This window comes from Synechococcus sp. H60.3 (assembly GCF_047462295.1).
Classification (GTDB): Bacteria; Cyanobacteriota; Cyanobacteriia; order Thermostichales; family Thermostichaceae; genus Thermostichus.
The window spans coordinates 1-20,206 of the sequence record NZ_JANSIY010000003.1 but is presented as its reverse complement, the minus strand read 5'-3'; the positions used below and the strand labels follow the sequence as shown (position 1 = coordinate 20,206).

Genomic DNA, 20,206 nt, shown 5'->3' with positions numbered 1-20,206 from the left:
GGGCCTGTGGCTTGACGAGCAGGTGGCGCAGCTTGGGAGGGAGATCCTGCAGCTCACTCAACAACAAGTCGAGAGAAATGGCCGATTCTCCGGAGAAGGAAGATCCTCTCCTGAGCGGGGCTGGGAGCGGTGAGGGAGGGCGAGCAAAAGAGCGGGCGGTAGTCGAGACTAAGGAGCGGATCTGCTCCTGTTGTTCCCGCCACAGGGATTGGCTGATTTCTAGGGGGAAGGTGAGGTGAGGAGCGCCGCGGCGCTGCCAGAGGCGGAGGATCTGTTCTACAGAGGCAGCCTTGTAGCGCCCCTGGTAGAGGGCTTCCAGCAGGGCCGCCGGGATCCAAGAGGTCGGGAACTGCTGGCCCCAGCCCTCCACCCACACTTGGCCGGGCCGCCCCTCCAGCTCAAACCCGTAGCGCTCCAAAAAGGTGGCGGGATCCATCAGGCAGGGCCTAAGGAAACTCAACCCAAGGCTAACCCAAATCCGGCAAGATAAAGAGGAGATAAAGCTTCGGATTCCGCAAGATAGCTCTCGCCTAAAAATAGCTTTATCTGCCCTCAACGCAGCCTCCGTGAAGCTTCTATGAAGCTGCCATAGAGCGAAGATTCAGGAGGCTCTAGCTCAAACATTGCCTTCGAGGCCCGCTCGCTGTTGGGTAGAGCTATCTGCTTCCAGAAAGTCGTGATCCTCAAGGCTACCGGGATCCAGGTAATCAGGCAGCGGCTTGACACTCCCCCGACTAAAGTTGGGCAATTCTTACGCAGTCCACAAACAGACTTGCAAAAGTGCTGTCAAGACACCCCTGCACAGTTCCCTAAGGCAAAGCCCCGAGGTTCTGCTTACTTTGCTGTTCGCGTCAGCGGGATAGAGTCCTTGCGAATTGGCACCCGCGTTGACTAGCCACCCCTTCGCGGTTTGGTACAGTCCTCGCTTCACGGCGGTTTGGAAAGCCCCTGTTGCGCCACTTGGGGCTCTTTCTCACCCGGAGTGGAGTTTAAGTACAGGGTTTCTTCTCTCAGGCTGTTGCCATAGCCTTCACGGCTTTCAGAACGAGATAATCTAACATACCAGTGTTCTCTTCGCCGCGGTAATTAAAAGTGGAGCGCACCAGCCACAGCCCTTGCCGTGTACGGCAGCAGAGGTTCAACAGTGTGCGAGCCAGAATTTGTTGACGCGCCTGCAGGTCTTGGGCCGCATCGAAAACCTCCCCATCCCATTCCGGCGTCAGCACACGGCTGTTGTAAAGCACACGCCAGAGAGAACGGAACCAAAGCGGATTGGTGATGTCGAACCAGAACTGATAATCCGCCTGCAAACCCCAGTTGATATAAGCCACCGGCGTCGCCACCACGAGGTAGCGGGAATAGTCGGGCTCGAAGCGGCTGTTGCTGGGGGTTTGTCCCGAGCGGATCATGGCCAAAAAGGCGGGATCCCCTTCGGCAGGAAAGGCCCGGCGAAACCGTTGCGCCGCTTCGATCAGCGCTTGCAGCAGCTCTTGGTCTTGGGGCAGAGCCATCCCCTGGGCTAGGTGATCGGCGAAAAACCGCTGGAAGAAAGCGGCCAAGGAGGGCCCGCCGCGGTAGCTGCGCAGCCAATCCAGCAGCTTCTGGTAGCGCTCCAGGTTGGCAAACCCCACCCGCTCCGGCTGTCGCACGGCGGTCTTGGGCCGCAGGGAACGCCCTACCGGGTCAAGGGTATCTTCGGCCAGCAAAGCCGCCCGGATGGGATCCAAATCCAACACCCTGCCCAGGAGCAGTCGCCAGGCCGGCAAGGTGGGAAAAGCTCCCCACTCGGGATGGGCCACTTCCGCCGCCGTCAGCAAAGCCCGCACCAGTGGGTAGCGGATCAGGGCAGGGAAGGGAGCGATCGGCAAGACGGGAACCTCCGCCAACTGCTCCTGCAAGCTCAAGCTCACCGCCGCATCCATGCGAGGCAGCAGGACGGCGATGCGAGAAGCTGGGATCCCTGCCGCCAAAAGCTGCCGGATCTGGGCCACCATCGCCTCCACCGCCGCGAATTGGGTCTCGCCCTCCAGCACCTGCACCCTTGGCAGCCTCTCTGCCAGAGGCTCCGTTAGGGGAGGGTCAAACTGCGGATCTAGCACCCGTGCAATCTGCAGTCCCAGGCGGATCATGCCGGCTGAGCCGCGGTAGCTCCCCTCCAGAAGCCGAACCTGGGTGTTTTCCATTAGAAAGCGAGCCACGGCCTCCGGGATCCCTGTCAAAGAGACTCCGCCGCCGATGGTGTAGCTGAAAAACTGGCTTTGCAGATGGGCTTGCCCTTGCCGGTAAAACTCCAGCGCCACCCCGCAACTGTCCTCCGCCTGATCCACGATCAGGTGATCCCACTCCTGCCAAAACTCCGCCAGCGGCAGGATGTGCTCGCCAAACAGCCGGATTTGCAGGCCAAAATCCAGGGATCCCAGCCGCAACCCCACCTCCCACAGCCGACCCACACAGCAGCCCATCGCCTGCAAGGCCTCTGCCCGCCTCGGATCCCCCTCCGCCGGCCAGGCCGCCGCCAGCCGGGATCCCACCGCTTCCGCCGCCAAACCCGAAGCCCCCGCAATATAGGCAGCGCTGCTGATCTGATCCCAAATCTGGAACTCCTCCAGCCCAAGATTGGCAAAGACCTCCCCATGCCGCGGACACAAAGCACAGGCTCGCCCACAGAGAAATTGGGTCAGATCCTTGGCCAAGGGAATCGGCTCAAACGAGCGCGGCAACTGAGGAACCCGCTCGCACACCTGCGGCCAGTGATCTGCCAAAGAGCGTCCCACCCGCTGCAAAAACGTCTCGATCCGCCACGGCCCCACCCACCTCGAGCTGAGCTGCCGCAAGCGCCGCAACACCTCCTCTGCCTGCCGCTGGCTGCGCACCAAAAACAAGATCCGGCCCGGCTCGGATCCCGCCCGCAACAAATCCAGGTAGCGATCTACACAAGCCTGGGTCAGCCCGCCGCCGGCTAACCCCATCACACTCCTAAAAGGAGATGGCTCTTGCCGCCGATAGCTCTTTTCGCCCACCAGCGTGGCTTTCACGGTCGCTGCCCCCCAACCGAGCCATTTTCTCGGCAAAATCTGGACAAACAGGTCCTCACCTCACTATGATGTACTACTGTTGCCAATCAAGTCCGCCCGCTCTGACGACGGTTCTCGGCAACCTAGCGTACTGCTAAACCAGATACTGCCTCTTTGCAGGTAAGTCTGAGCAGTCTTTAAAAGCAGTTTGGCGTGTGATTTGAGGCTGAACTAAGCAGAGGGGACAGCGCCGCTGGCGCTGTTTGGCCGCCAGGGATCCAGAGATTCCTTTTCATTGCTTTTTCGCCTGAGCGGGCAGGCTCAGGTAGTCCTGAGCTTCCTGCTGCCGCGCCGTTGCTGCCTGGATCCGGCTCATTGAGCCGTTGCAAGCTGATAAAAGCAAGTTGTAGAGGCTCGAGGGGAGGTTCTCGTGGCGCTTGGCATCCTTGGAAGAAAAGTCGGCATGACCCAGATCTTCTCTCCGGAAGGGTTGGCCATTCCGGTTACCGTCGTGCAGGCGGGGCCTTGCACGGTGACCCAGATCAAGACTCAAGCCACAGATGGCTACAACGCCGTGCAGTTGGGCTACTGGCCCACCACCGAAAAGCACCTCACGCGAGCCCAGCGGGGCCACCTGAGCAAAGCGGGGGTGACGGAGCTGCTGCGCCACCTGCGCGAGTTCCGGGTCGAACAGCCAGAGGCTTACCAGTTGGGGCAAAAGATCACCGTCGAGATCTTCTCTCCGGGCCAGCTGCTGGATGTGGCGGGCACTTCCATCGGACGGGGGTTTGCCGGCTACCAGAAGCGGCACCACTTTGGTCGCGGCCCCATGTCCCACGGCTCCAAGAACCATCGCCGACCGGGTTCCGTCGGCGCCGGCACAACGCCTGGCCGCGTGTTTCCGGGGCTACGCATGGCGGGTCGGATGGGAGGTTGCCGCGTCACCATTCGCAAACTGCAGCTGGTGCAGGTGGATCCGGAGCGGAACTTGCTGATCATCAAGGGCTGTGTGCCCGGCGTGGAAGGGGGGCTGCTGGAGATTACCCCTGCCAAGCAGGTGGGTAACAAACGCTAGGAAAGGGATCCCTGGCAAAGGCTGACCAGCATCCACAAAGACGAGGAAACCATGGCAAGTTGTGTGGTGAAAAACTGGCAAGGGGAAACGGTGGGCAGCGCAGAGCTAAGTCTCAAAGTTGCCCGTCCCGAAACGGCCTCCCACATTCTCTATCTGGCTCTTCGCCGGCAGATGACCAACGCCCGCCAAGGCAACGCCCACACCAAGACCCGGGCTGAGGTGCGCGGTGGCGGTCGCAAGCCTTGGAGGCAAAAAGGCACCGGCCGAGCCCGCGCCGGCTCCATTCGCTCCCCCCTTTGGCGCAAGGGTGGGGTGATCTTTGGCCCCCGCAAGCGGGAGTACAACCTGGCCATGAACCGCAAAGAGCGGCAACTGGCTCTGCGCACTGCCCTGCAAAGCCGGGTGGAGGATCTGATCGTGGTGGAAGATTTCCAGGATCAGCTCAACCCGCCCAAGACTCGCGCCGTGGCCCAAGCTCTGCTGCGCTGGGGGGTGATGGAGGATCAGTCGGCACTGCTCATCGTCGCCGAACGCTCGGAAGTTGTCGAGCGGGCCGTGCGCAACATCGCCCGCGTCAAGCTGATCGGCCTGGATCAGCTCAACGTCTTTGATCTGCTCAACGTCGATTGGGTGCTGATCACCACCTCTGCCCTGGAGAAGCTCAAGGCCCGCTGGGGATCCGGCGCGGCAGCAGCAGCTCCAACCCCAGCCGATCGCCTTGAAGATCAGGCTCAGGCCGCAAAGCAAGAAGCTCAGCAAGTCGAAGGTCAAAGCCAAGGGCAAGAAGAGCAAACGGAAGCTCAAGCCCAGCCAGAGGATCCACAGGCGCAAGCTGATCAATCTGATCAAGTAGCTCTAGCAAATCCACAAGTTCAGGAAACCCAGGAAGAAGAGCTGGCCCCAGAACAAGAGCGAGAAGTTCAAGGACAAGCAGAACTAGCCCAAGAAGCAGAGCCCATTGCCCAGCCGCCAGCCGTAGAGGAGGCCGAAATAGCCGCAGCAGAGGAGGAAGACGATGACTGAGAGCAAGCGGATCCTAGCTGATGTCCTGTTGCGTCCCGTCATCACCGAAAAGGCAACTGCCCTGATGGAACAGCGCAAGTACGTCTTTGAGGTGATGCCCACTGCCACCAAGCCGCTCATCCGAGCTGCCGTTGAGGAGATGTTTGGGGTGCGGGTCACCTCCGTCAACACCCTCAAGCTGCCCCGAAAGCAGCGGCGGGTAGGCCGTTCTGTCGGCTATCGCAGCCGTCCCAAGCGAGCTGTGGTAACCCTGGCCGAAGGTGACTCCATCACCCTCTTCCCCGACACCTAACCAACCCCCCCCTTTCCGACCGTCCTTCACCCCCCTTGAGCCATGGGTATTCGTACCTTCCGACCCTATACCCCCAGCACCCGTCACATGACTGTCTCCGACTTCGAGGAGCTGTCGCGGGACGAGAACGGCAAGCGGCCCAGGCCGGAGAAGTCGCTGCTGCAATTCATCCACCGCAAAAAAGGGCGCAACAACCGCGGCGTCATCACCTGCCGCCACCGGGGCGGCGGCCACAAGCGGCTCTACCGCATCATCGACTTCCGCCGCGACAAGCACGGGATCCCGGCCACCGTCAAGACTATCGAGTACGATCCCAACCGCAGCGCTCGCATCTGCTTGGTGGAATACGAAGATGGCGAGAAGCGATACATCCTCGCTCCCCGCAACCTCGAGGTGGGGGCCACCATTATGGCGGGGCCCGATGCCCCCTTTGAGCTTGGCAACGCCATGCCCCTGGAGCGGATCCCGCTGGGGACGGTGGTTCATAACGTGGAGCTGTATCCCGGCCGCGGTGGGCAAATCGTTCGCGCCGCCGGGGCTGGCGCCCAAGTGGTGGCCAAAGAGGGCAAGTATGTCTCCCTTAAGCTGCCCTCTGGCGAAGTCCGCATGATCCGAGGCGAGTGCTACGCCACCATCGGCCAAGTGGGAAATGTTGACCACAGCAACCTCAGCCTCGGCAAAGCGGGGCGCAGCCGCTGGCTAGGTCGCCGTCCCCACGTGCGCGGCTCGGTGATGAACCCTGTAGATCACCCCCACGGCGGTGGGGAAGGAAAAGCCCCCATCGGCCGCAGCACCCCTGTCACCCCCTGGGGCAAGCCCACCCTGGGCTACAAAACCCGCAAACGCAACAAACCCAGCAACAAGTTCATCGTGCGCGGTCGCCGTCGTGGCGGCCGCCGGGACAAGGGCGGGAGGGCCGCTCAATAAGAGTCCGGCCATCTGCTGCGCCCCTGAATCTTCTTTTTCTTTCGACCCTTACCAGCTTGCCAGACTGTTGAGGTTGCTATGGGACGTTCACTCAAAAAAGGCCCTTTTGTCGATGCCAAGCTGCTTCTCAAAATCGAGAAGATGAACGAGCGCAACGAGAAGCACATGATCAAAACCTGGTCGCGGGCCAGCACCATCCTGCCTGTCATGATTGGCCACACCATCGCCGTGCACAACGGCAAGCAGCACGTGCCCATCTACATCACCGATCAGATGGTAGGCCACAAGCTGGGGGAGTTCGTCCCTACCCGTACTTTTCGCGGCCACGCGGGCAGTGACAAAAAAGCCGCCCGCCGTTAAGTTCAGCCACAAACAGAAGAGGGAATAAGCGAGGAGAGCGCCATGGCCGATCCATCCCCCGAAATCAAAGCGGTAGCTCGCTACATCCGCATGTCCCCCTATAAGGTGCGGCGCGTGCTGAACCAGATCCGAGGGCGCACCTATGCCGATGCCCTGATCCTGTTGGAGTTCATGCCCTACGCTGCCTGTGAGCCGGTTCGCAAGGTGCTGCGCTCAGCGGTGGCCAATGCCGAACACAACAACGGCCTGGATCCTCGGGATCTGGTTATCAGCAAGGCCTACGCTGACCAGGGGCCGACGCTGAAGCGATTTCGCCCCCGCGCCCAAGGTCGGGCCTACCCAATCCGCAAGCGCACCTGCCACATTACCATTGCCGTCCGGCCCATAGAACCTGAAGCGGCGACGGCCTCCTAAACGCCTGTATTCCGAGACTTTACCTCTCAACCGACACCACCATGGGACAGAAGATTCACCCCACCGGTTTCCGACTCGGCGTCATCAAGGAACATCGCAGCCGCTGGTTTGCCGATCCAGCTCGCTACCCAGCCCTGCTGCGAGAGGACGATCTCATCCGCGCCTACCTGACCAAGCAGTTGAGCAGCGCCGGCCTGGCCGACATTCAAATTGAACGCAAAGCGGATCAGATCGACCTCGAGATCCGAGCCGCTCGCCCTGGAGTGGTGGTCGGTCGGGGGGGATCCGGCCTCGACGCCCTGCGCCAGGGCCTGCAGAAAGAGCTGAGCTCGCACGGTAGCCCCGAGCGAACCATTCGCATCAACGTAGTCGAGGTCACCCGTGCCGATGCCGAGGCTGTTTTGCTGGCAGAAAACATCGCCCAGCAGTTGGAGCGGCGGATTGCCTTTCGCCGCATCGTGCGCCAGGTCATCCAGCGGGCCCAGCGGGCGGGGGTGCAAGGGATCAAAATTCAAATTGCCGGGCGGCTGAACGGAGCCGAGATCGCCCGCACCGAATGGACACGGGAAGGGCGGATCCCTTTGCACACCCTGCGGGCAGATATCGACTATGCCGACCACATCGCCCAGACCACCTTTGGTGTCATTGGTGTCAAGGTTTGGGTTTTCAAAGGGGAAGTTCTCCCCGGGCAGGAACGTCCCGAACAAAAGGCTCCCCTGCAACAGCCCAAGCGTCGGCAGCAGCGGCGGCGGCCCACCTTTGAAGACCGCTCAGCAGTGGAAGCCTGAGGGCCAGTACCCGAGAGTCCAGGGATCCCTATCACAGTTGATTTAAGGAACGGCCATGTTAAGCCCCAAACGAACCAAATACCGCAAGCAACAGCGCGGGCGCATGAAAGGCAAAGCGACCCGCGGCAACCGCATCAACTTTGGGGAATACGGCCTTGTGGCTCTAGAACCCGCCTGGATCACCGCGCGGCAGATCGAGGCAAGCCGTCGGGCCATGACCCGCTACGTCCGGCGGGGAGGCCAGATCTGGATCCGCATCTTTCCCGACAAGCCCGTTACCCAACGGCCTGCTGAAACCCGCATGGGATCCGGCAAAGGCAACCCCGAATACTGGGTTTGCGTCGTCAAGCCGGGCCGCGTCCTCTTTGAAATGGGGGGAGTTCCTGAAGCCACGGCCCGAGAGGCGATGCGCCTGGCCGCCCAAAAGCTGCCGATCAAAGTTAAGTTTGTTACCAAGGCTAACTTTGAGGAGTCGGAACCTGCTCAGAAAGCAGCTCCAGAAACAACAGAAGTAGCAGCCAGCGCTATCTAAGGGAGGAGAGTTGAGCCATGCCCATGCCCAAAATTGCCGACGCTCGCGCCCTATCCGACGAAGAATTGAGCCAGGAGATCTACGCCGTCAAGAAAGAGCTGTTTGAGCTGCGTTTGCAGCAGGCTACGCGGCAGTTGAACCAGCCCCATCTCATTCGCCTGCGCAAACACAAGCTGGCCCAACTGCTGACCGTTGAGTCAGAGCGCAAGCGCAACAAGTCCTTGTCCTCAACTCAGACCCAGAAGGAGGAGTAATGCCTGCTCGCGAAAAGATCGGCGTTGTCGTCAGCAACAAGATGCAAAAGACAGTGGTTGTTGCCGTGGAAAACCGGGTTGCCCACCCCAAGTACGGCAAAATCGTCGTCAAAACCAAAAAGTTTAAGGCCCACGACGAAGAAAACCGCTGTCAAGAAGGGGATCTGGTGCGCATTACGGAAACCCGTCCCCTCAGCCGCACCAAGCGTTGGCGAGTGACCGAAATCATTCGGGAGGTGAAGAAACTATGATTCAGCAGCAAACCATGTTAACGGTAGCCGACAACACTGGCGCCCGCAAGCTGATGTGCATCCGCGTCCTGGGCAGCAGTGGCCGTCGCTACGCCAGCCTGGGGGATGTGATCGTCGGCGTTGTCAAAGACGCCCTACCCAATATGCCTGTCAAAAAATCCGACGTCGTCAAAGCTGTAGTCATCCGCACCGTCGATACGGTACGCCGCCCCGACGGCATGTGTATCCGCTTCGACGACAACGCTGCCGTCATCATTAACAACGACGGCAACCCTCGCGGAACCCGCGTTTTCGGCCCTGTAGCCCGCGAGCTGCGGGAGAAAAACTTCACCAAGATCATCTCCCTTGCCCCGGAGGTTCTGTAATGGTTCGTCCCCTCAAGCCCAGCCAAATTCGACGGCTGATTCGGCAGACTGGCGTTCGCAAGCACCGCAACAGCCTACGCTACAAAATGCGCATCAAAAAGGGAGATACCGTCCAGGTAATCTCCGGCGACGACAAAGGCAAAATCGGCGAGGTGCTGCAGGTTTTTCCCGAGCGCAACATGGTCTTGGTGGAAGGGGTAAACATCGTCACCTACCACCGCAAGCCGCAACGGGAAGGCGAAAGTGGTCGGATCGAGACCAAAGAAGCCCCGATCCACGCCTGCAAGGTGATGCTTTATTCCAAGAAACAGGAAGTGGCCAGCCGTATTGGCTATCAAATCACTGCCGATGGCCGCAAAGTCCGTGTCCTCAAGAAAACCGGCGAGATCCTCGACTAAGACTCCCTTTTCAAGACTGGCCTGGCTCTGACCCAGCCCAGAGCCGCAAGGAGAACCCACCATGCCCCAACGTCTGCAAATCCTCTACAACACCGTCATCGCTCCTAAGCTGCAAAAAGAGTTGGGCTACACCAACATCCATCAGGTGCCGCGTCTGGAAAAGATCGTGATCAACCGCGGCCTGGGAGATGCTTCCCAAAACGCCAAGGCCCTGGAATCTTCCATCGCCGAGATCAGCGCCATCACGGGCCAGCGCCCGGTGATTACCCGCGCCAAAAAGGCGATTGCCAGTTTCAAAATCCGCAAGGGCATGCCGGTTGGCCTGATGGTGACCCTGCGGCGGGAGCGTATGTATGCGTTTTTGGATCGGCTGATCAACATTGCCCTCCCTCGTATCCGCGACTTCCGCGGCGTCAGCCCCAAATCTTTTGATGGGCGGGGCAACTACACCCTTGGTATTCGCGAGCAACTGATCTTCCCCGAAATCAACTACGACTCTGTAGACCAGATTAGAGGTATGGACATCTCCATTGTGACCACGGCCGAAACCGACGAAGAGGGCCGTGCCCTGCTCAAAGAGTTTGGCATGCCCTTTGCCTCTTAAGGTTTGCCCATCTCGAATTGTCTCGACTTGATCGATCTTCCGAGGAGCACCGACCCACCCATGGCCCACACCAACGACACGATCGCCGACATGCTCACCCGCATTCGCAATGCCACCATGGCTCGGCATGAATCGGTGGCGGTTCCGGCCACACGCATGACCCGCAGCATCGCTCGCGTTCTTCATGAGGAAGGTTTCGTGAGCGACTGGAAGGAAGAGGGAGAAGGGATCCACGCTCAGCTTGTGTTGCGGTTGAAGTATAAAGGCAAAGGGCGCAACTGCAGGCCCATCATCAACGGCCTGAAGCGGGTGAGTCGACCGGGCCTGCGGGTTTACCGCAGCCACAAAGAGCTGCCCCGCGTATTGGGCGGAATTGGGATTGCCATCATCTCTACTTCCAACGGCATCATGACCGATCGGGAGGCTCGCAAACAGGGCATCGGCGGCGAAGTGCTCTGCTATGTCTATTGATGAGTTGTTCTCTTGTCAGGAGTTGCCCCATGTCTCGTATCGGCAAGCGGCCCATCACCCTTCCTGCCAAGGTAGAGGTTCAGATCGAGGGCCAGCAGATCTCGGTAAAAGGCCCGAAGGGACAACTGTCTCGCAGTTTGCCCCCCTTGATTGCGGTGCATCAAGAAGCCCAGACGCTCAAGGTCAGCCGGGTCAACGAGTCTCGCCCGGCCCGCCAACTGCACGGCCTCTGCCGCACCTTGGTCGCCAACATGGTGGACGGTGTATCTAAGGGCTTTGAGCGCAGGCTGGAATTGGTGGGTGTGGGCTACCGGGCTTCCACCCAGGGCAACAAGTTAATCTTGAACGTTGGCTACAGCCACCCAGTGGAGATCCCGTTCCCGCCAGGGATCCAAATTGCGGTTGAGGGCAACAACGTCATCGTCGTCTCAGGTATCGACAAAGAGCTGGTGGGCAACACGGCGGCGCGGATTCGGGCCGTCCGCCCGCCAGAGCCCTACAAGGGCAAAGGGATTCGCTATGTAGGGGAACAGGTTCGTCGCAAAGCAGGTAAATCCGGGAAGGCCAAGAAGTAGCTATGAAAATCACTCGCAAAGCTGCCACCCAACGTCGCCATCGCCGCATTCGCCGCAAGGTCTTCGGGACACCCGAGCGGCCCCGTTTGGCTGTGTTTCGCTCCCATCGGCACATCTATGCCCAGGTGATCGACGATGTAGCCCAGCACACTTTGGCCTCTGCCTCCACTCTGGACAGGGAGCTGCGGGAAGCCTTCAAGGACATTGGCACGGCCACCCGAGAGGCTGCCGCCATGGTGGGGCGCTCCGTCGCCCAGCGGGCCTTACAGGCAGGCATTTCTCAAGTGGTTTTCGACCGCGGCGGCAAGCTCTACCACGGGCGCGTTCAGGCCCTGGCGGAAGCCGCCCGCGAAGCAGGCTTACAGTTCTAGGCCCTGAGGAGATGGCATATGGCTGAGCAAAGAGAACGTCGCAGAAGCAAAAAGAGCCGCGAAGAGCAGACTAGCGAGTGGCAGGAGCGGGTCATCCAGATCCGGCGCGTCACCAAAGTCGTTAAGGGCGGCAAAAAGCTGAGCTTCCGGGCCGTGGTGGTGGTGGGCAATGAGCGCGGCCAGGTGGGAGTTGGCGTGGGCAAAGCCAACGACGTCATCGGGGCTGTGCGCAAAGGAGTTGTAGATGGCAAAAAGCACCTAATCGAAGTGCCCCTCACCAAAGGGTTGTCTGTGCCCCATCCCATGCGGGGATCAGGCGGTGGAGCCACTGTCCTGGTGATGCCGGCAGCTCCTGGCACAGGGGTCATCGCCGGGGGAGCGGTGCGCACTGTTCTGGAGCTGGCGGGCGTGCGCAACAGCCTGGCTAAGCAACTGGGATCCAGCAACCCCCTCAACAACGCCCGCGCCACCATTGACGCGCTGCGGCGGATGCGCACCTTTGAGCAGGTAGCTGAAGATAGAGGGATCGACGTGCGCCGCCTGTTGAGTAAGTAACAGCAAGTCAGCCGGAGGTCAGTATGCGACTAGAAGACATTCGCCCCCAACCAGGCTCGACGCGGCGGCGGCGGCGGCTAGGCCGTGGCATCGCTGCTGGACAGGGAGCCTCCTGTGGCAAGGGAATGCGGGGACAGAAGGCGCGCAAAGGGGGCGGTCCCCGGCCTGGTTTTGAGGGAGGGCAGACCCCCCTCTATCGGCGGCTGCCCAAACTTAAGCACTTCCCCCGCTACGTGCGGCGCCCCCAGTACACCTTGATCAACCTGCGCGCTTTGGCCAAGTTGCCCGCCGGCAGCGAGGTCAGCTTGGAAAGCTTGATGGAGTTGGGGATCGTGACCACCAACGATGGCCCGCTGAAGATTTTGGGAGACGGGGAAGTGGGCGTGCCCCTGACGATCAGAGCGGCTGCCATCACCCCCTCAGCCCGAGCTAAAGTCGAGGCAGCGGGGGGTCGGGTGGAGATTGGGGGATCCCGGGCCGCTTCCGCCGGATCCTAAAATTGGGCCGCAGTTTGCAGCTTCTCTATTTTGCCGACTTTCCCACCGGCAGCGTAGAGTGGTAAATAGCTCACCTTGCCTTTCCCTTCCGCGAGGTTTTCTACATTTATGGCTGACACACGAGGCTCCGCTCCCTCCGCCCAAGAGACCTTCATGCAGATGGCCATGGCCTCTGGCCTGCGCAGCCGTCTGTTTCTTACCCTAGGCCTGTTGCTGTTGGTGCGTCTGGGCATTTACATTCCCATCCCCAGCATTGACCGGGCTCGCTTTGCCGCCGAAGCCGCCAACAGCCCCGTGTTTGGCTTTCTGGATGTCTTCTCGGGCGGCGGTATTTCCGCTTTGGGGATCTTCGCCCTTGGCATCTTGCCCTTCATCAACGCCTCCATCATCATGCAACTGCTGGTCTCGGCCATTCCGGCCCTGGAGAACCTGCAGAAGAACGAGGGGGAGCAGGGGCGGCGACAGATTTCCCAGTACACCCGCTACGTTACCCTGATTTGGGCCATCATCCAGGGCATCGGCATCTCCTTCTGGGTGCGGGAGTTTGCCAACACCAGCAACGAGTTGGCCTTCATGGCCTCCACCACCCTGGCCCTGGCGGCAGGTTCCATGTTTGTCATGTGGTTGGGGGAGATGATCACGGAGAAGGGGGTGGGCAGTGGTCCCTCGCTGTTGATCTTCGTCAACATTGTCGCCACGCTGCCCCGCGCCCTGGGTCAGACCATCAGCCTGGCCCGCGCTGATAGCAGCACCATTGGCGGCATCTTGGTGTTAATGGCCGTCTTCCTAGCCACCATTGTCGGCATTGTCTTCGTCCAGGAGGGCAGCCGCAAAATCCCCATTGTCTACGCCAAGCGCCAGGTGGGCAACAAGCTATTCCGCGAGCAGAAGAGCTACCTGCCCCTGCGGCTAAACCAGGGGGGCGTGATGCCGATCATCTTCGCCTACTCGGTGATGTCCCTGCCCTTTGCCTTGGCCCAGTACACCCAGAACCTAACGTTGGTGCAGGTGGCCAACCTTTTGGCCCCTACTTCTTGGTTTTACATTCCCTTCTACTTCGTGCTGATCCTCCTTTTCAGCTATTTCTACGCCTCTTTGATCATTAACCCGGTGGATCTGGCGCAAAACTTGAAGAAGATGGGAGCCAGCATCCCGGGAGTCCGACCGGGCAAGGCCACTGCCGAGTACATCGAAGGGATCCTCAACCGGCTGACCCTGCTGGGGGCCTTGTTCTTGTGTGCGGTGGCCATCATCCCGACGGCGGTGGAGCGGGCGACCGGCATCACCACTTTTCAGGGCTTGGGGGCAACTTCGCTGCTCATCCTGGTAGGGGTGGCGATCGAGACCTCCAAGCAGATCCAGACCTACGTCATTTCGCAGCGTTACGAAGGGATGGTCAAGCAATAGTGCCGAGGTTAATCTTTTTGGGACCGCCGGGAGCGGGCAAGGGCACCCAGGCAGAGCGGCTGGCAGCGATCTACCACACGCCCAAAATTTCCACAGGCGACCTGCTGCGGGCCGAGGTGAAAGCCCAAACGCCGCTGGGGTGCCAGGCTAAGGTGTACATGGATGCGGGAGAGCTGGTGCCTGACGAGGTGTTAATCGGGATGGTGAAAGGCCAGTTGCAACACTCGCCAGCGCAGGGTTGGATCCTAGACGGCTTCCCCCGCACCCTGGCGCAGGCGGAGGCTTTGGAAGAGCTGTTGCGGGAGTTGGGGCAAGACTACGACCACGTCCTCAACCTGGAAGTGCCGGATGACGTGGTGGTGGCACGGCTGTTGGCCCGCGGCAAAGAGCAGGGGCGCAGCGACGATGCGGACGAGGCGGTGATCCTCAAACGCTTGCAGGTGTATCGGGAGCAAACGGCTCCCCTGATCGACTTTTACGAGGCCAGGGGTCGTCTGCGACGGATCGATGGCAACCAGCCGATGGAATCGGTACAAGAGCATCTGCGGGCTCTCTTGGAAGGCTTCAGGAGGACAGCGTGATCAAAACGGGGGCCGGAAATCCCTCCCAGCCCGGATCCTTGCGGCGGGGCATGCAGCTCATCGAGATCAAATCCCGCCGGGAGGTGGAGAAGATGCGGCGGGCCGGGCGGGTGGTAGCCCAGGTGCTACAGGAGATCGCGGAGTGCCTGCAGCCGGGCTGGACAACGGCAGACATCGATGCCTATGCCGAGCGACGGGTGGCCGAATTGAACGCCCTGCCCAGCTTCAAGGGCTACTACGGCTTTCCCGCCTGTGTCTGTGTCAGCGTCAACCATGAGGTGGTACATGGGATCCCCAGTCCCCGCAAAGTGGTGCAGCCGGGGGACATTGTCAAGGTGGATTTTGGCGCCATGGTCGAAGGCTGGCATGCCGACTCTTGCATCACCATTGGCCTAGAGCCCCTCAGCGATGCCGCCCGCGACCTGATCGACACAGCAGCCAAAGCGCTGCAGACGGGCATTGACCACGTGCGCCACGGCGTCTGGCTACAGGATGTCTCAGGCGCCATCGAGGACTATATCCAGGGGCGGGGCTACTCCGTGGTGAAGCAGTACGTCGGCCACGGCGTGGGGCGCAACTTGCACGAGGAGCCGCAGTTTCCCCACTACCGCACCCGCGACCTTCCCAATCCCAAGCTGCGCTCCGGCATGACGGTGGCAATCGAGCCGATGGTGAATGCAGGAGGAGAGGCCACACGGGTGCTGTCGGATGGCTGGACAGTGGTTACGGTGGATGGCTCTTGGTCGGCCCAGTTTGAGCACACTGTCTTGATCACAGACTCTGGGGCTGAGATTTTGACGGATCGCACCCCTTTTCAGTCCTAGGGATCCCCTGCTGGAGGGCGGCAACGGCTAGGATAGAAGAGGTGGAGTATTGTTTCAGCTCTTAACTCGCTCTTAACAGAGCGGGTTCAGCGTCGCTTATTTCTGTTGTGTTGTTTTAAGGAGGGTTCCTTGTCTAAAGAAGACGCCATCGAAGTGGAAGGGGTGGTTACCGAGTCCTTGCCCAACGCCATGTTCCGGGTAGATCTGGACAACGGCTTTAACGTCCTCGCCCACATCTCCGGCAAGATCCGCCGCAACTACATCAAGATCTTGCCCGGCGACCGGGTCAAGGTCGAGCTCAGCCCCTATGACCTAAACAAAGGGCGCATCACCTACCGCCTCAAGAAAAAGTAGATCCCTGGCCTTAGCTGGGGCCGCTGAGCATGAAGGAGCTGAGCCAAGTTCTCAAAACCGGTCTCTGGGTTGCAGCCGGCGGGGTGAGCGCCTTGGCCGTTCTCAACGCCTGGATTGCTTCTCGAACCCAGCCTTTGCCCAGCCTCTTGCCGGGGGAGGAGAGGCACCATTTTTGGTGTGGCCATCGCCTGTTTTACAAAGTGGCGGGATCTGGCCAGCCTTTGTTGTTGTTGCACGGCATTGGGGCCGGTTCCTCCAGCTACGAGTTTCGCGCCGTGATGGCAGAGTTGGGTCAGCACTATCAGGTTTACGCTTTGGATTGGTTGGGTTGGGGCAACTCGGAGCGCCCCGATCTGGAGTACACTGGCCATCTATATGCCCGGATGATCGGGGATTTTGTCCAGCAGGTGATCGGGCGCCCCTGCCACGCCATCGCCAACTCCCTCTCGGCAGGGTTTGTGCTGCGTTCGGCCCGGCTGCAACCTCACCACTGGCAGAAGCTGCTACTCATCGCCCCCCTGGGAGACAACAGCCTCATCCCCGAGGCGCTAGGGATCCCTTTGGCTGAGGCGGTCTACGGGATCCTCAGCCTGCCGGTTTTGGGGCTGGCCTTTTACAACGCCATCACCACCCCCTGGAGTGTACGTCTATTTACGGAGCAGAGCCTGTTCTCTCCTGGGTACACTCTGGATGAGACGGTGGTGGATTACTACTATCAGGCGGCTCACCAGGCGGGGGCCCAATTTGCCCCCCGTTCTTTTTTGACCGGCAAGCTTAACCTGCCCATTCAGGAGGACTTTCGCGTGGTGGACAAGCCGCTGGCTCTGGTCTGGGGAGAAAACAACCGCCTCACCGGATTGGAACAGGCGGAGCGGTATCGCGCTTTGCGCCCAGAGGTGCCGATCTATCGACTGCCAGGGGCTGCTTTTCCTCACATCGAAGCGCCGCAGGCCTTCTTGTCAGTAGCTTTGCGCTTTTTGGGCGAGGCCGAAGCTGCCCTGCCGGCATAGGGGATCCCTTCGCCTTGATTGCTGCAGCAACCAGACTGACTGCCGGTTACAAGGATTGCGCCGTTGGCCTGGGACCTGGTTGCTGGGGTTCTTCTAATTCAGGGGGAGTTCCCAGTATCATCAGGGCGCATTCCTCCCGAACGTACCCCTACGGGTACAGGGCAGGGCTCCTGCGGTTTCTAGGTAAGCCGGGCGCAGCAGCTCAGGTTGGCTCCCCAGTATTTTTCTCCCAGGGGTCGATATCCAGAGGGGGGCTAGGAGGGGCGGGGGCAGACTCAGGAGCTGGCTCGGAAGGGGGGGCTTCTGCTTGGACGTACTCCTGCTCCCACTCTGGTTGTTCAGGAGCAGGAACAGGCTCGGGCTGACGGGGAGACCCTGCTTCGCCCTGGAGTTCGGGCTCTTCTTCGGGGTGATCGTCTTCTTGTTCGCCTTCCTCGTATTCTTCCTCGTAGTTTTCCTCGACGGCAGAGTAGTCATCGACAGCCCTGGGCAGGGCGGGGGCGAAGCCAGTTTCGGGTAACCAAGAGGGCTTACCCAGTCCCAGGGTTTCCAAAATTCCCTTGGTCAGTTGGGCTAGGCGGGTTTCGGCGCCATCAGCAACAATAAGGCGATCGCCGCCAACTGAGACGATCTCATCCGCAGGAAGCAAATAGGTGCTGAGGATGAAGCCGGGCAAAAAGGTAAGGCCGAGGTTAGAGAGGATTAGGCCTGTGATCAGGCCAGAGACGGAGTTGAATTCGAAATCTTTGACTTTTCCAAGGCGGATCCCTTCTTCTGTAACCACCTCGCTGCCAACCACTCGACTTAGGCCTTGCAAGTCCAAGTCGTCGAAAACTTCATCACTAGGAATGAGGATGGCATCTTGGCCCAAGGCCGTTACCTGCCGTAGATCCAGCAACCGTGGGGATCCGGCAAAGGCTTTCTCCAGCACCCCCAGCACCAGCACTTGCTTGGCTTCCAGATCTGCCCAAACTTCGCTAACTACTCCGAGTCGGGCTGCATTGGCTTGGCTAATCACCTGCGTTCCCAGAACCTGTGACCGCCGACGAACCTCTGGTCGCACCAGCGCAACAGATCCTTTCCCAGTCGTCATGGTGGTTTCCCCGTCGTGAGTCGAAGCTTCGCATCAGTGGGCTGGTCATCCGGCCCCAGGCACCAAAATCAAGTTAATAGTACCATTGCCTGTCCCCTCCCTCGCGAGCGGCTGGGATCGGATTCTGGACAATTTGCTCACTCCAGGCCAAAAACCGCTCCGTCATGGCCTGCAGGGAATAGTGCTGTTCTGCCTGGTGTCGGCAGCGGCTGCGGTCGAGGCTATCCAGGCGTTCTACAGCCCTTGCCAAGGCCGCCACGTCGTCTGGCTCCACCACCCAGCCAGTCTCGCCATCGCTAACAATTTCCGCTGGCCCCCCACGGCGGTAGGTAATCACCGGCACGCCACAGGCCAAGGCTTCCACTGCCACCAGGCCAAAGGCTTCCACCCACTTGGGCGTCATGATCAAGGCGGAACATTGGCCCAAGAGCTGCTGCATCTGGGAAGTGGGCAAAAAACCCCGGTAATCCAATTGGGCCCGTGGGTACTGTTTTTGAATCTGCTGCCAGTAGGCTGGGTCTTGCAGGTGGCCCAGGAGCAGTACCGGCCTTCCCGTCTTCTCGGCCAGGGCGGCGCAGTCTTCCAGGCCCTTTTCTGGGGCAATGCGGCCAACCCAACACAGGGCTCCGTTTCCCTCCGGCACAAAGTCGTAGCGGCTGAGATCGACGCCGCAGGGCAAATAGACAAAGGGATCCCGCCCCGCCGCCATCTGGGCGCGGGCAAAGGCAAAGGTCTGGGCTTGCGCCCGCGAGTGCACTGCCAGCCGACCTGGGTAGCGGTAGGCAATGTGCTCTAGCGCCAGATCGACAGCGTCGCTAAGGGATCCCATGCTGACGATATGGGCCACCGGCGTGCGGAAAAAATCTGTCAGGTAGAACGAGAGCCAGTCGTAGCTCCAGTTCACGATGAGCTCGAACTGATCCTGCAGTTGGGCAGCCCGCTGCCATAGGTTGGCCACTAGGGAAGGGGTGGAGAGACAGACCGGCTGGTCGCGGCGCTGGCTTTGGGCATAGGGCGGGGGGAGGCCTGTAACTGTCTCGATAACTCCCTCTGGCAAGTCGGCACTGTGGGATCCCTCGGGGGCTAGCACGCACACCTCGGCTCCCCTCTCCAGCAGGCTACGCGCCAAGTTGACAAGGTTGAGCTCTACCCCCCCGCCAGCCCCCGATCCCAGAGGCCCAACGGGGGTGGAGACAAACAAGAAGCGCTGGGGACAAATCATGGGCAGCCTTGCAGGCTCGACCCCTTGCTGGCTAGTTTGGCTAACCCGAGGGGGACAAGGTCAGGTTCTGGCCACGAAGATTTCCCCTTTCTCCACCTTAACTTTGTAGGCGGTTAGGTCGGTCTTGGCTGGTCCACGGGTACGGCTGCCATCGGCGGCAAAAGCTGAGCCATGACAGGGGCAGACGAAGTTCTCCCCCCGCCAGTCTACGTCGCAGCCGGCATGGGGACAGGCTGCATCCAGAGCCAGCAGCGAGTCTGACTTTTGAGGATCCCCGACCAACCAAAGGGTGGCGGTGTTCTTCCCAAAGGCGTCTTCTACCTTGAAGGGGCCTTCTTTGAGATCTTCCAGTGTTGCCACTTTAACGAACTCCGGCTCAGCCCCTTTGGGGCCCGAAGCAGCACCCTGGGCAATGGCACGGTTAAAACGGCGCTGAGCCGAGGCAGGCAACAGGCCCACCAGCGAGCCAAAACCAAGCGCCAGCCAACGCAGAAAACCGCGACGATTGTTGTACATAGCCACGTGTCCTGAGATGGATACAAGTTGACACTCCCACCGACTAAAGTCGGGGGATTCTTACGCAGTCCACAGACGGACTCGCAAAGGCGCTGTCAAGACGCCCCTAGACGGTTCCTTGGGACCTAGTCTCAAGGTTCCGCTTACTTACTGGCTTTTGGCACTGTCCGGGTCTTTCACCGGGGTAGGTGCTTGCCTAGGAGCAATTGTAGCCTTGGCAAGCAACTCAAGTCGCTCGAAGGGTTTTCTGCTCCGCACTACTCGCGCTAGCGGCGCGCTGAGTACGGGGCTACCAAGCTACTCTGCTGCGTCAACGGGCTTGCTGTCGGAGGAGGGGATACAGCCTGTTAAAGAACCAAGGGGTACAGTAGCAACACTTAGCAAACCAACTCCGGAAGCAGGATGGATTGATCAGGAGTAAACAAGTCTGCAC

General features: G+C 60.2%; 27 protein-coding genes and 1 pseudogene. 23 read left to right on the top strand and 5 right to left on the bottom strand.

The window, feature by feature from the left end:
• Nucleotides 1–436: hypothetical protein (locus NW841_RS00805; protein ID WP_414384945.1), on the bottom strand; the 436-nt coding region annotated here is incomplete at its 3' end.
• Between the two features lie 574 nt (nt 437–1,010).
• Nucleotides 1,011–2,969: a hypothetical protein gene (locus NW841_RS00800; RefSeq protein ID WP_414384944.1), complete on the bottom strand. Its 1,959-nt coding sequence runs from the start codon at nt 2,967–2,969 to the stop codon at nt 1,011–1,013.
• A 475-nt stretch (nt 2,970–3,444) separates the two neighbouring features.
• Here NW841_RS00800 and rplC point away from each other — a divergent pair, with 475 nt between their 5' ends.
• The 23 genes and pseudogenes from rplC (at nt 3,445) to NW841_RS00685 (ending at nt 16,942) form a co-directional block, all read left to right on the top strand.
• The gene (rplC, locus tag NW841_RS00795) at nt 3,445–4,089 is read left to right on the top strand and encodes a 50S ribosomal protein L3 (RefSeq protein ID WP_414363804.1); all 645 of its coding nucleotides are present in this window, start codon (nt 3,445–3,447) and stop codon (nt 4,087–4,089) included.
• A 51-nt stretch (nt 4,090–4,140) separates the two neighbouring features.
• Nucleotides 4,141–4,770: pseudogene (rplD, locus tag NW841_RS00790) on the top strand (50S ribosomal protein L4); the annotation flags it as partial.
• Between the two features lie 334 nt (nt 4,771–5,104).
• Nucleotides 5,105–5,404, top strand: coding sequence for a 50S ribosomal protein L23 (locus NW841_RS00785; protein WP_414363803.1), 300 nt, complete (start codon nt 5,105–5,107; stop codon nt 5,402–5,404).
• Nucleotides 5,405–5,446: 42 nt separating this feature from the next.
• A complete protein-coding gene (rplB, locus tag NW841_RS00780; RefSeq protein ID WP_414363802.1) occupies nt 5,447–6,331 on the top strand; it encodes a 50S ribosomal protein L2 in 885 nt (294 codons plus the stop codon).
• 78 nt (nt 6,332–6,409) lie between these two features.
• Nucleotides 6,410–6,691 carry a 30S ribosomal protein S19 gene (gene rpsS / locus NW841_RS00775; RefSeq protein ID WP_011430043.1) on the top strand — a complete coding sequence of 94 codons (282 nt, stop codon included), beginning with the start codon at nt 6,410–6,412 and terminating at the stop codon, nt 6,689–6,691.
• A gap of 42 nt (nt 6,692–6,733) precedes the next feature.
• On the top strand, nt 6,734–7,105 hold the full coding sequence (gene rplV / locus NW841_RS00770; RefSeq protein WP_011430042.1) for a 50S ribosomal protein L22: 372 nt from the start codon (nt 6,734–6,736) through the stop codon (nt 7,103–7,105).
• A 41-nt stretch (nt 7,106–7,146) separates the two neighbouring features.
• Entirely contained in the window at nt 7,147–7,893 is a 747-nt protein-coding gene (gene rpsC, locus NW841_RS00765) for a 30S ribosomal protein S3 (protein WP_414363801.1), read from the top strand.
• 55 nt (nt 7,894–7,948) lie between these two features.
• On the top strand, nt 7,949–8,425 hold the full coding sequence (gene rplP / locus NW841_RS00760) for a 50S ribosomal protein L16 (RefSeq protein WP_414363800.1): 477 nt from the start codon (nt 7,949–7,951) through the stop codon (nt 8,423–8,425).
• 17 nt (nt 8,426–8,442) lie between these two features.
• Nucleotides 8,443–8,679, top strand: coding sequence for a 50S ribosomal protein L29 (gene rpmC, locus NW841_RS00755; protein WP_414370678.1), 237 nt, complete (start codon nt 8,443–8,445; stop codon nt 8,677–8,679).
• Complete coding sequence (rpsQ, locus tag NW841_RS00750) at nt 8,679–8,930, top strand: 30S ribosomal protein S17 (RefSeq protein WP_414363798.1); 252 nt, start codon at nt 8,679–8,681, stop codon at nt 8,928–8,930. The genes rpmC and rpsQ overlap by 1 nt, the downstream gene beginning before the upstream one ends.
• The gene (rplN, locus tag NW841_RS00745) at nt 8,927–9,295 is read left to right on the top strand and encodes a 50S ribosomal protein L14 (RefSeq protein ID WP_414363797.1); all 369 of its coding nucleotides are present in this window, start codon (nt 8,927–8,929) and stop codon (nt 9,293–9,295) included. The genes rpsQ and rplN overlap by 4 nt, the downstream gene beginning before the upstream one ends.
• Complete coding sequence (gene rplX, locus NW841_RS00740) at nt 9,295–9,693, top strand: 50S ribosomal protein L24 (RefSeq protein WP_011430036.1); 399 nt, start codon at nt 9,295–9,297, stop codon at nt 9,691–9,693. The genes rplN and rplX overlap by 1 nt, the downstream gene beginning before the upstream one ends.
• A gap of 61 nt (nt 9,694–9,754) precedes the next feature.
• Entirely contained in the window at nt 9,755–10,297 is a 543-nt protein-coding gene (gene rplE / locus NW841_RS00735; RefSeq protein WP_414363796.1) for a 50S ribosomal protein L5, read from the top strand.
• A 60-nt stretch (nt 10,298–10,357) separates the two neighbouring features.
• Nucleotides 10,358–10,768: a 30S ribosomal protein S8 gene (rpsH, locus tag NW841_RS00730; protein ID WP_414363795.1), complete on the top strand. Its 411-nt coding sequence runs from the start codon at nt 10,358–10,360 to the stop codon at nt 10,766–10,768.
• Between the two features lie 29 nt (nt 10,769–10,797).
• Nucleotides 10,798–11,343, top strand: a complete 546-nt coding sequence (gene rplF / locus NW841_RS00725; protein ID WP_414363793.1) for a 50S ribosomal protein L6 — start codon at nt 10,798–10,800, stop codon at nt 11,341–11,343.
• Between the two features lie 2 nt (nt 11,344–11,345).
• Nucleotides 11,346–11,714: a 50S ribosomal protein L18 gene (rplR, locus tag NW841_RS00720; RefSeq protein WP_414363792.1), complete on the top strand. Its 369-nt coding sequence runs from the start codon at nt 11,346–11,348 to the stop codon at nt 11,712–11,714.
• Nucleotides 11,715–11,732: 18 nt separating this feature from the next.
• The gene (gene rpsE, locus NW841_RS00715) at nt 11,733–12,269 is read left to right on the top strand and encodes a 30S ribosomal protein S5 (protein ID WP_414363791.1); all 537 of its coding nucleotides are present in this window, start codon (nt 11,733–11,735) and stop codon (nt 12,267–12,269) included.
• A gap of 23 nt (nt 12,270–12,292) precedes the next feature.
• The gene (rplO, locus tag NW841_RS00710) at nt 12,293–12,766 is read left to right on the top strand and encodes a 50S ribosomal protein L15 (protein ID WP_414363790.1); all 474 of its coding nucleotides are present in this window, start codon (nt 12,293–12,295) and stop codon (nt 12,764–12,766) included.
• Between the two features lie 108 nt (nt 12,767–12,874).
• Nucleotides 12,875–14,173 carry a preprotein translocase subunit SecY gene (gene secY, locus NW841_RS00705; RefSeq protein ID WP_414363789.1) on the top strand — a complete coding sequence of 433 codons (1,299 nt, stop codon included), beginning with the start codon at nt 12,875–12,877 and terminating at the stop codon, nt 14,171–14,173.
• Nucleotides 14,173–14,754, top strand: coding sequence for an adenylate kinase (locus NW841_RS00700; protein WP_011430028.1), 582 nt, complete (start codon nt 14,173–14,175; stop codon nt 14,752–14,754). The genes secY and NW841_RS00700 overlap by 1 nt, the downstream gene beginning before the upstream one ends.
• A gap of 50 nt (nt 14,755–14,804) precedes the next feature.
• Complete coding sequence (gene map, locus NW841_RS00695; RefSeq protein WP_414363838.1) at nt 14,805–15,578, top strand: type I methionyl aminopeptidase; 774 nt, start codon at nt 14,805–14,807, stop codon at nt 15,576–15,578.
• Nucleotides 15,579–15,707: 129 nt separating this feature from the next.
• Entirely contained in the window at nt 15,708–15,932 is a 225-nt protein-coding gene (infA, locus tag NW841_RS00690; RefSeq protein ID WP_011430026.1) for a translation initiation factor IF-1, read from the top strand.
• A 29-nt stretch (nt 15,933–15,961) separates the two neighbouring features.
• A complete protein-coding gene (locus tag NW841_RS00685) occupies nt 15,962–16,942 on the top strand; it encodes an alpha/beta fold hydrolase (RefSeq protein ID WP_414370685.1) in 981 nt (326 codons plus the stop codon).
• 202 nt (nt 16,943–17,144) lie between these two features.
• On the opposite strand, the gene NW841_RS00680 is transcribed toward NW841_RS00685, so the two are convergent.
• From NW841_RS00680 to NW841_RS00670, 3 genes are all read right to left on the bottom strand, one after another.
• A complete protein-coding gene (locus tag NW841_RS00680; RefSeq protein ID WP_414376603.1) occupies nt 17,145–18,035 on the bottom strand; it encodes a PRC-barrel domain-containing protein in 891 nt (296 codons plus the stop codon).
• 73 nt (nt 18,036–18,108) lie between these two features.
• Nucleotides 18,109–19,257, bottom strand: coding sequence for a glycosyltransferase family 4 protein (locus NW841_RS00675; protein WP_414384943.1), 1,149 nt, complete (start codon nt 19,255–19,257; stop codon nt 18,109–18,111).
• 60 nt (nt 19,258–19,317) lie between these two features.
• On the bottom strand, nt 19,318–19,773 hold the full coding sequence (locus NW841_RS00670; protein WP_414376607.1) for a ubiquinol-cytochrome c reductase iron-sulfur subunit: 456 nt from the start codon (nt 19,771–19,773) through the stop codon (nt 19,318–19,320).
• Nucleotides 19,774–20,206 lie beyond the last annotated feature (433 nt).